13 protein-coding genes are annotated in these 14576 nt (G+C 59.7%); 10 read left to right on the top strand and 3 right to left on the bottom strand.

Features of this window, described 5'->3' with window-relative positions; genetic code table 11:
- The first annotated feature begins 47 nt into the window (after positions 1–47).
- Complete coding sequence (locus FHX76_RS12195; protein WP_167151014.1) at positions 48–707, top strand: biliverdin-producing heme oxygenase; 660 nt, start codon at positions 48–50, stop codon at positions 705–707.
- 111 nt (positions 708–818) lie between these two features.
- Here FHX76_RS12195 and FHX76_RS12190 read toward each other — a convergent pair whose 3' ends face one another.
- Positions 819–2156 (bottom strand): ATP-dependent DNA helicase, encoded by a 1338-nt coding sequence (locus FHX76_RS12190; RefSeq protein ID WP_167151012.1) that lies wholly within the window; start codon positions 2154–2156, stop codon positions 819–821.
- 129 nt (positions 2157–2285) lie between these two features.
- Here FHX76_RS12190 and FHX76_RS12185 point away from each other — a divergent pair, with 129 nt between their 5' ends.
- Positions 2286–3275, top strand: a complete 990-nt coding sequence (locus tag FHX76_RS12185) for a DUF2804 domain-containing protein (RefSeq protein WP_167151010.1) — start codon at positions 2286–2288, stop codon at positions 3273–3275.
- Between the two features lie 38 nt (positions 3276–3313).
- The gene (locus FHX76_RS12180; protein ID WP_167151009.1) at positions 3314–4147 is read left to right on the top strand and encodes a MerR family transcriptional regulator; all 834 of its coding nucleotides are present in this window, start codon (positions 3314–3316) and stop codon (positions 4145–4147) included.
- 151 nt (positions 4148–4298) lie between these two features.
- Here FHX76_RS12180 and FHX76_RS12175 read toward each other — a convergent pair whose 3' ends face one another.
- Positions 4299–5678, bottom strand: a complete 1380-nt coding sequence (locus tag FHX76_RS12175; RefSeq protein WP_167151708.1) for an MFS transporter — start codon at positions 5676–5678, stop codon at positions 4299–4301.
- Positions 5679–5854: 176 nt separating this feature from the next.
- Here FHX76_RS12175 and FHX76_RS12170 point away from each other — a divergent pair, with 176 nt between their 5' ends.
- From FHX76_RS12170 to lplAB, 3 genes are all read left to right on the top strand, one after another.
- Positions 5855–6643, top strand: coding sequence for a methylenetetrahydrofolate reductase (locus FHX76_RS12170; RefSeq protein WP_167151007.1), 789 nt, complete (start codon positions 5855–5857; stop codon positions 6641–6643).
- A gap of 238 nt (positions 6644–6881) precedes the next feature.
- Positions 6882–7736, top strand: a complete 855-nt coding sequence (locus FHX76_RS12165) for an alpha/beta hydrolase (RefSeq protein ID WP_167151005.1) — start codon at positions 6882–6884, stop codon at positions 7734–7736.
- 37 nt (positions 7737–7773) lie between these two features.
- Complete coding sequence (gene lplAB, locus FHX76_RS12160) at positions 7774–8823, top strand: lipoate-protein ligase LplAB (protein WP_167151003.1); 1050 nt, start codon at positions 7774–7776, stop codon at positions 8821–8823.
- Positions 8824–9194: 371 nt separating this feature from the next.
- Here the strand turns inward: lplAB and FHX76_RS12155 are convergent, their stop codons facing one another.
- Complete coding sequence (locus tag FHX76_RS12155; RefSeq protein ID WP_167151001.1) at positions 9195–9503, bottom strand: GNAT family N-acetyltransferase; 309 nt, start codon at positions 9501–9503, stop codon at positions 9195–9197.
- A gap of 76 nt (positions 9504–9579) precedes the next feature.
- Between FHX76_RS12155 and FHX76_RS12150 the strand changes: the two genes are divergently transcribed.
- The 4 genes from FHX76_RS12150 (at position 9580) to FHX76_RS12135 (ending at position 14438) form a co-directional block, all read left to right on the top strand.
- Positions 9580–10491: a DNA-methyltransferase gene (locus FHX76_RS12150; protein ID WP_167150999.1), complete on the top strand. Its 912-nt coding sequence runs from the start codon at positions 9580–9582 to the stop codon at positions 10489–10491.
- Positions 10492–10845: 354 nt separating this feature from the next.
- Entirely contained in the window at positions 10846–12702 is a 1857-nt protein-coding gene (gene dnaK, locus FHX76_RS12145; RefSeq protein WP_167150997.1) for a molecular chaperone DnaK, read from the top strand.
- Between the two features lie 142 nt (positions 12703–12844).
- Entirely contained in the window at positions 12845–13453 is a 609-nt protein-coding gene (locus FHX76_RS12140; RefSeq protein ID WP_167150994.1) for a nucleotide exchange factor GrpE, read from the top strand.
- On the top strand, positions 13446–14438 hold the full coding sequence (locus FHX76_RS12135; protein ID WP_167150992.1) for a DnaJ C-terminal domain-containing protein: 993 nt from the start codon (positions 13446–13448) through the stop codon (positions 14436–14438). The genes FHX76_RS12140 and FHX76_RS12135 overlap by 8 nt, the downstream gene beginning before the upstream one ends.
- The last annotated feature ends 138 nt before the right edge of the window (positions 14439–14576 follow it).

Genomic DNA, 14576 nt, shown 5'->3' with positions numbered 1-14576 from the left:
TAGGGTCGGCTAAGCTGGAACCGTCTTAATGAACGTGGGAGTACATCTTGTCAAACGTAGTTTCTTTTTCGCAGGTTTTGCGCGAGCGCACCAAGTCCAGCCACGGCGACAGTGAGGGTGCAACCTTCATGGACGACCTCGTCAAGGGTCGTGGAACACGCGAGGACTACATCTCCCTCGTCGTTCAGCACTACTTCATTTATCAGGCCCTCGAAGCGGCAACCGAGCGCATGATGAACGATGCCATCGCTGCATCCTTCATTACGCCGAAGCTCACTCGCCTGCCTGCACTTGAGGCAGACCTTGAGTTTCTGCTCGGAGACGACTGGCGTGACCTGATCGAGCCACTGCCGTCGACTGCCGCCTACGTTGCGCGCATCAATGAAGTTGGTGCCACCTGGAACGGCGGCTTTGTCGCTCACCACTACACCCGATACCTCGGGGACCTGTCTGGCGGCCAGATCATCCGCACCCTCATCCAGCGCCAGTTTGGCTTTGAAACCAACGGTGTTGGCTTCTATCTCTTCGACGAGATTGCAAAGCCAAAAGAGTTCAAAGACACCTATAAAGAGCAACTCGACGCCGTGAACTGGGATGACGCAGAGCGCGACCGCGTCATTGACGAGGTGGTTCGCGCCTACCAGTTCAACACCGATGTGTTCAATGACCTCGCGCGGGCGAAGGCTTCTTCGACCAACGTCGCATAGTTGTGAATGACCGGGAGTAATCCCGGGAACAAACGTATGTCCCCTGCGCCCACGCGCGGGGGACATACGTTTTTGCCGGAGGCGGCCTCGCCTCGTGCCTCGAAGTGCCGGCTAGTCGGAGGAGTCGCCGCCGCCGTCGTCGGACGCCGCGCTCGCGGCCGCAGCCCGCGCGGCCTGCTCTTGCCGCACGGTTGCCATAAATCGGCGCACGTTATCGTCGACTCGAACATCCGATGGGCGAAGCGGTCGCGTGAGGTATAAGCCTTCGATGGAGGTGATTCGGCTCAGCGCAACGTAGGTCTGACCTGGGCTGAACGCCCTGGTGCCGAGGTCGATGATGGCGCGCTCGTAGGTTTTGCCCTGCGATTTGTGGATAGTGACTGCCCACGCGAGGCGCAAGGGGAACTGGATGAACTCGGCAACAACGTCCTTGGTGAGTGTCTTTGTATCGGCGGCATAGGTGTAACGGTGTCGTTCCCAGCTGGTCGGCTCAACCTCGTGCAGCTCGCCGTCAACCTCGACCCAGACGTTGCCGTCGATGTGATCAACCGTGCCAAGTGTGCCGTTCACCCAGCGCTGGTCTGGATCGTTGCGGAGGAACATGACCTGCGCCCCCGGCTTGAGCTCGAGCTCTTCGTCGGCCGGATAGGCGCCCTTGCGAAATTCTCCATTGACCTCGGCGACGGCCTTGAGCGATTTGCCGCCAAGTTTCGCGAGCTCAGTCGCGTTGATACGGTTGACGATCGCGTTGGTTGTGGCAAGGGTAATGATGTTCTCATCAGGGGCGGACCTGGCGCCGGCGGCGTTGAGTTCACCGGCCATCTCAGCGGTGACAACACCGTGCCGTACGCCGTTGAGCAGGCCCTTAAACCGGTCGTCTCGCTGGCGGTGAATCTCGGTGAGCTCAACGATGTTGAGCTCGGTCTCTTGCCACACCTTTGCGTCAAAGAACCACTGCGACCGGTACGTGTCTTCGTAGTATGCGCGCTCTTCCGGATCGTTGGGTGGCACGGGTGGCAGCTGGTACGGGTCGCCAAACATGATGACCTGTACGCCGCCAAACGGGTCGTGGCGGCGGCTCCGTGCCTGGCGAAGCGAGCGGTCGATGGCATCCATGAGGTCGGCGTTGACCATGGAAACCTCATCGATGACAAGCGTGTCGATGGCGTTGAGGAGTTTCTTGACCTCCGCATTTTGGTCAATAGTGTGGTCTGCGATGACGCCAGTTGGTAGGCGGAAGAGCGAGTGGATCGTCTGGCCGGCAACGTTGAGCGCTGCGACGCCGGTTGGGGCGCAGACCACGATCTGCTTCTCGGTGTTCCAGGAGAGATGGTTGAGGAGCGTGGATTTTCCGGTGCCAGCCCTTCCCGTGACAAACACGTGCTCGCGGCTTTGCTCAATGCGGTCAAAGACGCGCTGTTGTTCAGGGCTCAGCGTGACCGTAGACATCCTGGCTCCTCACTGCTTGTACCCCGTCAACCACACCACTCTACCGACCCTTTGCCGATGCGGCTCACACATCTGCGAGCGTGTGGATGAACGGCTCCCGGTGCGATTTGAGGCGAGTAGTGTGGAGGCATGAGCTCGTCATTTGCGGAGATCACCGACGTCGTCGACCTATGTCTGTCAGACGGCAACCTGAACCCCAACGCCCGCGGATACACGCGCAGGCCGCTACACCGCACCAATCTTGCCGGTTGGGGACGGAATAAGCGCTGGGAATACTGGGGAATCGTGACCCCTCGCTATGTGCTCGGCATGACAATCTCGAGCCTCGACTACGCCTCGGTCAATCAGTTCTACCTGCTTGACCGGGAGACAGGCAAAGAGGTTGAGATCGCGAGCACCGTGCCGCTCGGTCGCAAAGTGACGCTTCCGGATACGCTTCCGCCATTCACTGCAAGGGCTACAACAAAAAAGGTTGTGTTGAGCTTTGCCGACACGGCAGAGGCCACGACGATTCGGGCATCCGTTGCCGGAATTGATGTTGACCTGCGGGCAGAAGCTGGCGAGGACAGCCTTGGCGTTGTTGTGCCCTGGTCGTCGCGGCTCTTTCAATACACGCTCAAGGACCTCGCGCGCGTGGTTACCGGCAGCATCACGGTTGACGGTGTTCGGTATGACCTGCCCGCAAAGCAGAGCTGGGCGGTGCTTGATCGTGGACGTGGCCGCTGGCCGTACTCCGCCACGTGGAACTGGGGTGCTGGTTCCGGCATCGTGAAGCGCAAGAAGGTTGGCCTGCAACTTGGCGGGGGCTGGACGGTTGGTACGGGTTCGACAGAGAACGCGCTCTTTGTGGATGGGCACCTCGACTACATCCCAAACGAGCTCGGCTGGACCTTTGACGGGAACGACTTTATGCAGCCGTGGACGGTGGTTGGCGATCGCGTGAATGTCACCCTCACTCCATTCCACGTGCGCAACGCAACAACAAACGCGCTGATCGTCTCGGGCGAGACGCATCAGGCCTTTGGCGAGTGGACTGGCTGGGTACGTCGATCCTCTGGCAAGGAGATCTCGGTTGATGGACTCGTTGGCTGGGCAGAAGTCGCCGCAAACCGCTGGTAATTTGACTCTGCCAGCGTGTCAGAGTGTGTGATGGAGACATGGAAGCGAACGAGACCAACGGACTGCTCCGCATCGGAGTGTTTTCGAGGCTGACGCGCATTAGCGTGCGCATGATCAGGCACTATCAAGACAACGGCTTACTAGAGCCCGGCTGGGTAGACCCAGCGAGCGGTTACCGCTATTTTGATGCGCAGCAGATCGGTCATGCCCAGCTCATTATCGGGTTGCGGAATGCCGGATTCTCAATCGAACAGACCCGTGCGGTGCTCGCGGCCCGTGGCGACGTTTCGCTCCTGTCCAACCTCCTGGCAGACCAGTCGCAGCGGCTCGAGGCCGAACACGAACAGGTTGCCGAGAGGGTTCGTGCGCTCGCAGTGATGAGCGCAACGCTCAGGGAGAAACCAATGAATTACAACGTCCGCACAGAATCATTGCCGGCCATGACGGTGGCGTCGCTGCGCCGAACGGTTGGCACATTTGCCGACGAGGGCGAGCTCTGGCGCGAAATCATGTCGCGCGTGGCCGAGTCAACGGCCACGTTCCCCGCGGGTGGTCTCGCCGGGGCGACGTTCTACGATCCCGAGTATCGAGACGCGAATGTTGATATCGCCGTCTGGGTCCAGACCACGGCCCAATTTGACGCCGTTGACCCCTTGGAGTGCCATGATGTGCCGGCCCAAGACGTGGTGGTTGCGACTCTTGAGGGTGACTATTCACAGATGGGCGCCGTGACCGCGGCGATTGGCGAGTACCTCGCCGAGCACTCGATCGAGGCGGGGCCGATGTTCAACATCTACCGGGTTGGACCGGGCAGCGATCCAAACCCGGCTCACTGGGTGACGGACGTGTGCTTCCCCGTGCTTGCTTTGTAACCAGGCCGATGGCCTTGTGACGGGGCGATGGATATCCGGGGACCCGAGAAACAGAGGGTGACGTTGCCGGTATGGACCCCCGGAACCCAAAGGTACGCACGGGGAGGCCTCCGGATGTCAACCGGAGGGATTGCCTTCCCAGAGCAAACCGCTAGTCGAGCGCGACCTGGCGGTCCTTGACCGGAAGCATGAGTGCGAGGCCGCCAAGGAGCACGATTGCGATACCGAGAATGCCAAAGCGGGTGTCAGACGTGATGGCGACGAACAGCGTGAACAGGCCAGGGGCAAGGAAGCTCACCGCCCGGCCAGTTGTTGCGTAGAGGCCAAAGATCTCGCCCTCGCGCCCAGCCGGAGTGATGCGAGCGAGGAAGCTGCGGCTTGCGGACTGCACCGGCCCAACGAAGAGGCACAGCACAAGACCGGCAACCCAGAACCCGGACTGAGCGTTGCCAAGAAACAGCACAACAACCGCGGCGGTCACCATGCCAACAAGCGAGAAGATGATGATGCGCTTTGGGCCAACCTTGTCGTCGAGGTAACCGCCGAGGAATGTTCCCGCGCCAGCCACCAAGTTGGCGGCAACAGCAAAGTAGAGCACCTCGGTTGCGCTGAAGTGAAACACGTTGGCGGCGATAATGGCGCCAAAGGTGAAGACGCCAGCGAGCCCATCCCTGAAGACCGCGCTTGCGACGAGGAACAGCAGCACCTGGGGGCGCTTGCGGTAGAGGTCGCGGATGGTGTGCGCGAGGACGCGGTAGCTTCCGAGGAAGCTCACCCTGTTGGTGCGCTGCACCTTTGGGATCTCTGGAACGGCAAGCAGCACTGGAATCGCAAAAATCGCATACCAGACGGCCGAGGCGAGAACCGCAAAGCGAACGTCAAGCCCGCCGCCGGCCGTGCCAGACGGAAGGTGCAGGATGCCGCCGGTTCCGTCACCATTATCAAGAATGAAAAACGCGAGCAGGATGACGAGCAGGACGATTCCGCCGACATAGCCCATGCCCCAACCAAACCCGGATACGCGACCAATAGTTTTTGGCGTTGACACCTGCACAAGCATGGCGTTGTAGTTGACGCTCGCAAACTCGAAGAACATGTTGCCTACCGCGAGCAGCACGGCTCCGAGCACTAGGAACTGTTGGTTTGGCTCGACGAAGTACATGGCGGCCATAGAAAGGACAACGAGGCCGGTGTTGACCCCGAGCCACAGCTTGCGCCGGCCGGAGCCATCTGAGCGCTGCCCGAGCACCGGTGCAATAAGCGCGATCAAAATGCCGGCGACCGTGAGAGCGATCGAGACGACGGATGCGCTGTCGGCCTTTGCCGCAACGAGCGCCGGATTATTTGCGTCGTCGCCTGCAGCCGCGACGATAGCGGGATCAACAAAGAGTCCGCTCGCAAGATAGGTGCTAAATACAAAGGTGGTGACAACCGCGTTGAACGCGGCAGAGCCCCAGTCCCACAACGCCCACGAGATGACCCTGCGTCGAGGCGCCACCGTATCGTGGCCAAGGTGCGGCGCTACTCGCATGGCATCGGTGCTCGCAGGTGGGGTTCCTTGAGGGGTTGCCCCAGCGGAAGAATGGTCGGAATTGGAAGCAGAATCGCCGCGGGGTTCGCTCATAGTCAACAGGCTAGCGTGTTGCCCATCCGTGCGTAAGTATTACGCTTGGTCAAGAATCAACAAGCGACGAGAGCGGTGGATGAGTGCGAGTCGAGATCATTCCCTCGAAGGACGCTGTAGCCAATATTGTTGCCCACCTTCCCCGCGATACGACGCTGACCGTAACATGCCTTCCTCAGCACGGGCTTGAGCCAACGCTCAGGGTGAGCACCCAACTCGCTGACCTTGGCTACGACGTCATCCCGCATCTTTCGGCGAGGCTCATTGTGAGCGAGGCCGAGCTGGTGGCACATCTCGACCGGCTAGCCGATCACGGAATTCGATCACTCTTTGTGATTGGTGGAGACGGGCCCCAGCATGGCGGCCCGTTTGCCGACGGAGGCGAACTTCTGTGCGCTGTGCGGGAAAACTGGGGAAAACTCGCAAATCTGGGGATAGCCGCGTATCCGGAGGGGCATCCGCTGTTCAATCGGGAGCAGGGAATCGACCTACTTCTCCACAAGCAGTCCACAGCCGACTACGCCGTTACCCAGTTATGTTTTCAGGCACCAGTTGTGGCTGAGTTTTTGCGGGATACTGCGGCAGCTGGGGTGACTCTTCCGGTCTGGATTGGCCTCCCCGCCGCCGTGAATTGGCGGCGTCTGGTCGCAATTGGGACGAAAATTGGTGTTGGTGCGTCGCTCGCCTTTGCGAGGAAGAATTCCGCTCTACAACTGCTATCGGCCGCGCATTTTGACCCGCAAGTGTTTAGTGCGGAGGTTACCGGCGCGCTTACTAACTGGGCAAATGCTGAATCCGAAATCGCTCTGCCTGCCGGAATCCATCTGTATAGCTTTAATGACTTTCGGTCGCTTTCAACTTCTCGGCCCTGACCAGCCTTCTTTTCCTCGCCCATTGCCGGGCGTTGTACAAGGACGCAATGTTGTTCACAGGGTTATCCACAATTATTCCCCGGGATCGCGGGGGCTGTGGATAACGTATGTGGATAACTCGCGAAATGCACGGCTGATGCCCCTCTCCTTGGCAAATTTGCAGGCTTTTACGGCACGCCACTCTCCGAAAACGGGGTGAACGGTGTCGTGTGGCTGAGGAGGGTGCAAGAATGGGCACATGCCCCGCTTCGTAGATGACTTTGGCGTTTCCATCACCTATTACGAGTGGCTGATCGACAGCCCTCGAGCGATTGTTCAGATCGCACACGGCGTCGGCGAACACGCGCTTCGATATGAGCGCTTGGCCGGAGTGCTGAACCGCGCCGGATACTCGGTTGTTGCCGACGACCACAGGGGCCACGGTCAAACGGGTGTTGAGCAGCACGGTGGAGACCTCAGCAAGATGGGCAAGCTCGGCCCTGGCGGACTTCGTGCGGCAGAAGCGGCCATCCGCAGACTGGGTACGCTCACGCGCATCGCGAACCCTGGGGTCCCGCTCGTCTACCTTGGGCACTCGTGGGGGTCGCTCATGGGGCAGCGGCTCTTTAACCAGTATCCGGGGGACTACGACGCCATCATCCTCACCGGTTCTGCGTATCGGATGCCTGGCTTCCTTGAGAGCGGTGACCTCAATAAGCGGCACAAGCATCTAGGTACGACGGGATACGAGTGGCTTAGTCGAGACCCGAAGGTGCACGAGGCGTTCGCCGCAGACCCACTCACGTTTGATGCCAAGATTCTTCGCCTCTTTGGGCTCCGCGACTCGCTTCGCCTCTTTGGGCGACCAAAGGCAAATATCGGAGTGAACCCGCCCATGCTGCTCATGGTTGGCGACGATGACACCGTTGGCGGGGAGGCCTCCGTTGAGCGACTCGCGCAGGAATACCTCAAGCGCAGCGGCCTGACCGATGTGACGGCGATCATCTACGAAGGCGCACGACACGAGATCTTCAACGAAACGAATAAAGACGAAGTCTTTGACGACCTCATCGACTGGCTCGATGAGCACTTTGCAAAGGCGAACGCGCAGTAGGCCCCATCGCAGGCACTCAGTCGAATAGGCTGGCAGTATGCACGGTGAATATAAGGTCCCTGGCGGCAAGCTTGTTGTTGCAGACCTCGAGCTAACTGACGGTAAATTGACCAATGTTCGCATTGCCGGTGATTTTTTCCTTGAGCCGGACAGCGCGCTTGATGACATCAACGGTGCAATCGAAGGCCTGCCGCGCGAGTCGACAGCAGAAGAGATTGCCGCCGCAGTTCAGGCGGCCCTGCCCTCCGATGCGCAGCTGCTGGGGTTTAGCCCAGAAGCAATCGCGGTCACGGTTCGCCGGGCGATCGCGCAGGCAGCAAGCTGGCGCGACTATGACTGGCAGATCATCCACGGGGAACCGCAGCATCCAGCGATGCAGCTCGCGCTAGACGAGGTGTTGACCAATGCCGTTGGCGAAGGCACGCGCAAGCCGACCCTGCGTATCTGGGAATGGGCGAGCCCCGCGATTATCATCGGGAGCTTCCAATCGCTGCGCAACGAGGTCGACCGCGCCAACGCGGAAAAGTATGGCGTGACCGTTGTTCGTCGGATCTCTGGCGGTGGCGCAATGTTTGTGGAGCCAGAATCCGCGATTACGTACTCGCTTTACGTTCCGGGTGAGCTTGTGCAGGGCCTGAGCTTTGCCGACTCCTATGCCTTCCTCGACGAGTGGGTACTCGACGCCCTCAAGGCACTTGGCATCGACGCCTTCTACAAGCCACTCAACGATATTTCGAGCCCAGCCGGCAAGATTGGCGGGGCCGCCCAGAAGCGGCTCGGTTCGGGAGCCGTGCTGCACCACGTGACCATGAGCTATGACATGGACGCCGAAAAGATGGTGCGCGTGCTGCGAATTGGGCGAGAGAAACTCAGCGATAAGGGCACGGCAAGTGCTCAGAAACGGGTTGACCCGCTGCGGAGCCAGACAGGTCTTTCTCGGCAAGAAGTCATCTCGAAGATGCTCGACACGTTTGTGGCGCTTCACGGTGGTACCCGCTCTGAAGTTACGCCTGAAGAATACGCGAAGGCAGAGCAGCTCGCGGCCGAAAAGTTCTCGACGGAGGCCTGGCTCAAGCGGGTTCCGTAGTTGTTGCGTTCTGCTGGTTGAGCTTGTGGTGCGAGCCTGTGGTTAGGGCGCGTGGTTCGAGGCGGCGGTTTGAGCCTGTGGCTCGAGCGTGTGGCTTGGGGCTGTAGCTCGAGCTCGTGACTTGGGCCCATGGTTCGAGACAGCACAGATTTGGCGCAGATGCACCTCTTCGGCCTGATTTGGGTGGAAATGTGACCATTCTGTGGCACTTTTGTGGCTGGGTGCTGGGTGCTGGGTGCTGGGTGCTGGGTGCTGGGCGTCGGCGCGGGGGTGTAACCGCGGGGTGCAGAAGCCGTCTGCGCGGAAGGCATCGTGCTGCGGAAGGCATCGAGGTGCGGAACTGTTGGAGCATCCGCTCGGCACGATCCTGGTTAGAGCGAGGTGCCTCGCGTGAGCAGGTCGCGCTCGCCCGGGTGGAGCTGGAACCACTCAACAACGTAACTGCACTGTGGCACCACCGAATAGCTGGTCGTCTCGCGGATGTCGTTAATCATGTTGGTGACGAGGATGTCGCCGAGTCCGTTTCCGCGTAAATCGGGATCGATTTCGGTGTGGATGGCGTGGAGGGCGTTGCCTGAGACTCGGTAGACCGCTTCGCCGCGGACCTCGCCGTCGACCTCGATGACGTAGCGGTTGCGCTCTGGCTCGTGTCGAACGCTGACGTTGCTGAGTTCCGACATCGGTTTCTCCTTTTGTTTGTGTGATTAGCCTATGTCGGTTCGTATTGTTGTGGGTAGTGCGAGAACATGGTGTGTGATGAGTGCAGAGAAGGCCCCCGCGGTAGACGAGACTGGCGAGCTCGGTAACCGAGTGCTCTTCGGGGACAACCTCCCCATGCTCCAAGAATTGCCGGATGAAAGCATCACGCTGATCTATGTTGACCCTCCGTTCAATACCGGACGAACGCAGGCGCGCCAGCAGACAACGGCCGTTCGCAGCGCCGAGCAGGGGCTTGGTACGGTCAGCGGCTTTAAAGGGCTCAACTACGAGCGCATCCGCGGCCAGCTCCGCAGCTACGACGATAGCTTTGATGACTACTGGGGATTCCTTGAACCGCGCCTCGTAGAGGCCTGGAGGCTGCTCACCGATGACGGCACACTCTACGTGCACCTTGACTATCGGGAGGCGCACTATGCAAAGGTGCTGCTCGACGCGCTCTTTGGTCGCGACAGCTTCCTGAATGAGATCATCTGGGCCTACGACTACGGTGCGAAGTCAAAGAATCGCTGGCCGACGAAGCACGACACCATCCTTGTCTATGTCAAGAATCCGAAGACCTACTATTTTGATTCGACGACTGTTGATCGCGAACCATATATGGCCCCAGGCCTGGTGACGCCGGCAAAGGCAAAAAAGGGCAAGCTCCCTACCGACGTGTGGTGGCACACGATCGTCTCGCCGACCGGCAAGGAAAAGACTGGCTATCCCACGCAGAAGCCGATGGGTATTCTTCGCCGCATTATCCAGGCCTCAAGCCGGGAAGGAGACCTTGTGCTGGATTTCTTTGCCGGCAGCGGAACGACCGGTGCTGTTGCTGCCAAGCTCAAGCGCCGTTTCTTGCTGATGGACCAGAACCCTGAGGCAATCACGGTTATGCGCTCGCGGTTGCCGGAGTCGACGGTCTACGTTGGCGTGCCTGATGAACTGCAGTCGGAGGGCAACGGGTAGGGCAATAGGTGGGGCGCCGAATAAGGTCTGAGCGAAGCTGACGGCCGTCAGTGAGGGCAAGATCCGGCGGCTATCTAGGCCAAGTCAATAAAGTTGAGTCGACTTCACTCAAGTTTCTTGACAAGCGAAAAAGGATGTTCTAATATTGAGTCATGGCGGCTCAAGTATTGAGCGACCCTACCGACGTTGCCAAGATTTCCAGCAGTATTCAGCTGCGGGCCGTCTTGGTGGCAGCGGATGGCCCGCAAACTACCAAAGCCGTCGAAATCAGTTTTTGGCTCGCCGTTGGCGACGCCGTACACGAACTGTGTGGCGGGGCAACCCGGCACATGACCAATACAAGGAGACAAAACTATGGCACGTGCAGTAGGCATTGACCTCGGAACCACCAACTCGGTGGTTGCTGTTCTTGAGGGTGGCGAACCCACCGTCATCGCAAACGCCGAGGGCTTCCGCACCACCCCTTCGGTCGTTGCGTTCAGCAAGGACGGCGAAGTTCTGGTTGGCGAGACCGCAAAGCGCCAGGCAGTAACCAACGTAGACCGCACCATCGCATCGGTGAAGCGTCACATGGGTACCGACTGGACCGTCGCAATCGACGACAAGAAGTACACCCCACAGGAGATTTCAGCCCGCATCCTGCAGAAGCTGAAGAGGGACGCAGAGACCTACCTCGGTGACACCGTTACCGACGCCGTCATCACCGTCCCTGCGTACTTCAACGACGCAGAGCGTCAGGCAACAAAGGAAGCCGGTGAGATCGCAGGTCTCAACGTGCTCCGTATTATCAACGAGCCAACCGCAGCAGCGCTGGCTTACGGCCTCGACAAGGGGAAAGAAGATGAGCTCATTCTGGTCTTCGACCTTGGTGGTGGAACGTTCGACGTTTCGCTGCTCGAGGTAGGCAAGGACGACGACTTCTCGACCATTCAGGTTCGCTCGACCTCAGGCGACAACCGCCTCGGTGGAGACGACTGGGACCAGCGGGTTGTTGACTGGCTGGTCACGCAGTTCAAGGCATCCACCGGTGTAGATGTGAAGGGTGACAAGATTGCGCTTCAGCGCCTGAAGGAAGCCGCTGAGCAGGCGAAGAAGGAACTCTCGAGCTCGATGAGCGCGAGCATCCAGCTTCCCTACCTGTCGCTCACTGAAAATGGCCCAGCTAACCTCGACGAGACGCTCACCCGCGCAAAGTTCGAAGAGCTCACCAAAGACCTCATCGAGCGCACGCGTAAGCCATTCCTTGATGTCATCAAGGAGGCCGGCGTGAAGGTCGAAGACATCGCGCACGTTGTGCTCGTTGGTGGATCGACCCGTATGCCTGCTGTGACCGAGCTTGTCAAGAAGCTCACCAACGGACGCGAGCCGAACAAGGGTGTGAACCCCGATGAGGTCGTAGCCGTAGGTGCTGCGTTGCAGGCAGGTGTGCTGAAGGGCGAGCGCAAAGACGTTCTGCTCATTGACGTCACGCCGCTGTCGCTCGGTATCGAGACCAAGGGTGGAATGATGACCACGCTCATCGAGCGCAACACGGCCATCCCAACCAAGCGAAGCGAAACCTTTACAACGGCTGACGACAACCAGCCGTCGGTATCGATCCAGGTGTTCCAGGGCGAGCGTCAGTTCACCCGCGACAACAAGAACCTCGGAACCTTCGAGCTGACGGGCATTGCTCCGGCCCCTCGTGGCGTTCCGCAGATCGAGGTCACCTTTGACATCGACGCGAACGGTATCGTTCACGTTTCGGCAAAGGACAAGGGCACTGGTAAAGAGCAGTCCACCACCATCACCGGTGGATCGTCGCTCTCGAAGGACGACATCGAGCGCATGGTTCGTGAAGCCGAAGAGAACGCCGAAGAGGACAAGAAGCGCCGCGAAGCTGCAGAGCTCCGCAACAACGCCGAACAGCTCGCCTACTCGATCGACAAGCTCATCTCCGAGAACGAAGACAAGCTGTCGGCCGACGTGAAGAACGAAGTACAGGGCGATGTTGACGCGCTCAAGACCGCGCTTGCAAGCGAAGACGACGACGCCGTAAAGACCGCGTTTGACAAGCTCAACGAGAGCCAGGTCAAGATCGGTGAGGCCATCTACGCTCAGGCGCAGGCCGAAGGCGAGTCGACCGAGGCGCCAGCAGAAGAAGCAAACGACGACGACGTAGTAGACGCCGAAGTTGTAGAAGACGACGAGAACGACACCGACAAGAAGTAACGTCGTTTTCCTCGCAACCCGTGCCGCCAACCCGATACTCTCGGGAGGGCGGCACGGGTTCACGCTACTCGGGCCGGCGATCAGAAATCGCAACACGGCCTGAGCAGAACCCACACACTTTTACTCCAGAGGAGAACACGTAATGACTGATCAGAACCAGAACCCGGACGAGCCGGTCACCCCGGAAACCGGTGAGGTTCCGCAGTCGGCAGACCAAGCAGCCGGCGCATCAGCCGACGCGGGGCTGTCAGACGAGGAACTCGCTGCCAACGACCTGGCCGCTGACGAGCTGACCGTTGACGACATCCTTGCCGCAGCACCAGCAGATGCAGAGGATAACGAGCACCTCAACGATCTGAAGCGCCTCACCGCCGAGTACGCAAACTACCGAAAGCGCACCGAGGCAAACCGAGAGGTCGAGCGTCAGCGCTCAGTGGCCTCCGTTGTTGTTGCGCTTCTTCCCGTGCTCGACGACCTCGACCGGGCAGAAAAGCACGGCGACCTTGAAGAGGGTTCCGCCTACTTCACGATCGCCCAGAAGACACGTGGAGTCGTTGAGAAGCTCGGACTTGTTGGCTTTGGCGAACAAGGCGAACCGTTTGACCCAAATCACCACGAGGCCATCACGCAGGTGCCAAGCCCTGCGGTGACCGAACCATCCGTTCTTGAGGTCTTTGAAAAGGGCTACCGCCTAGGTGAGGTGCAGTTGCGCGCAGCCAAGGTGGTTGTTGCGGTGCCAACTGATGGCTAGTCAAGATTGGTTCGATAAAGATTTCTATAAGGTACTCGGGGTGTCAAAAGACATCTCGGAGGCCGATCTCAAAAAGACCTACCGCAAGCTTGCGCGTAAGCACCACCCAGACTCAAATGAGGGTGACCCAAAGGCTGAGGCTAAGTTCAAAGAGATCAGCGAGGCCTATTCTGTCCTGAGCGACAAAGAACAGCGTGCCGAGTATGACCAGATTCGGGCCATGGGCTCTGGCGCCCGCTTCACCTCTGGTGGGGCTGGCGGTGGTGCCGGCGGCTTTGAAGACATCTTCGGTGGCCGTCAATCGCGCGGCGGATCGCAGTACACGTTCCAGCAGGGCGGTGGCGGCGGCTTCGAGGATATCCTCGGCGGCATGTTCGGCGGCGGCGGTGGCTTTGGCCAGACGAGCGGCGGATACCGCGGCTTTGGCGGGCCAACCCCTGGGAGGGACGTCTCGGCGAGCGTCACGCTCGACTTCGAGACGGCTACCAAGGGCGACACGGTTTCGCTGCAGACATCGCAGGGGAAAACCATCAAGGTTAAGGTCCCGGCAGGTGTCGCCGACGGCCAGAAGATTAAGGTCGCTGGCAAAGGCGAACCGAGTCCTGACGGCGGCCCGGCTGGCAACATCATCCTCACGGTCAACGTGCGCAAGCACCCCGTCTTTGAGCGTGATGGCCGAAACCTTCGCGTGACGGTTCCCGTTACCTTTGCTGAGGCCGCGCTTGGTGCCACCATTGAGGTGCCAACGCTTGGTGGAGACCCGGTGCGACTCAAGGTTGCCCCTGGCACGCCCAGTGGGCGTGTGTTGCGGGTGAAGGGCCGCGGGGTTGCTACTTCGAAGGGCACCGGCGATTTGCTTGCCGAGGTTCAGGTAGCTGTTCCCTCGCACCTGTCAGACGAGGCACGGGAGGCGCTCGAACGGTTTAACGAGGTTGGGCCGAACGAAAACCCACGGGCCGAACTGCTCGCTCGAGCAAAAGGCTAGTTCTTGTCTGGGTGACCAGACGCCCGAACGACCGATGGACCCGCAGATTTCTGCGGGTCCATCGGTCGTTAACGCCTTGGAAACTCGTCTGCTCTGCACAGGGGGTCGTTGCCGCAAGAAAAGAAAAGGAGTAGGGTT

Source organism: Lysinibacter cavernae (assembly GCF_011758565.1).
Lineage (GTDB): Bacteria > Actinomycetota > Actinomycetes > Actinomycetales > Microbacteriaceae > Lysinibacter > Lysinibacter cavernae.
Note: the sequence above shows the minus strand (reverse complement) of the source record. Positions and strands in the feature narration are given on the sequence as shown.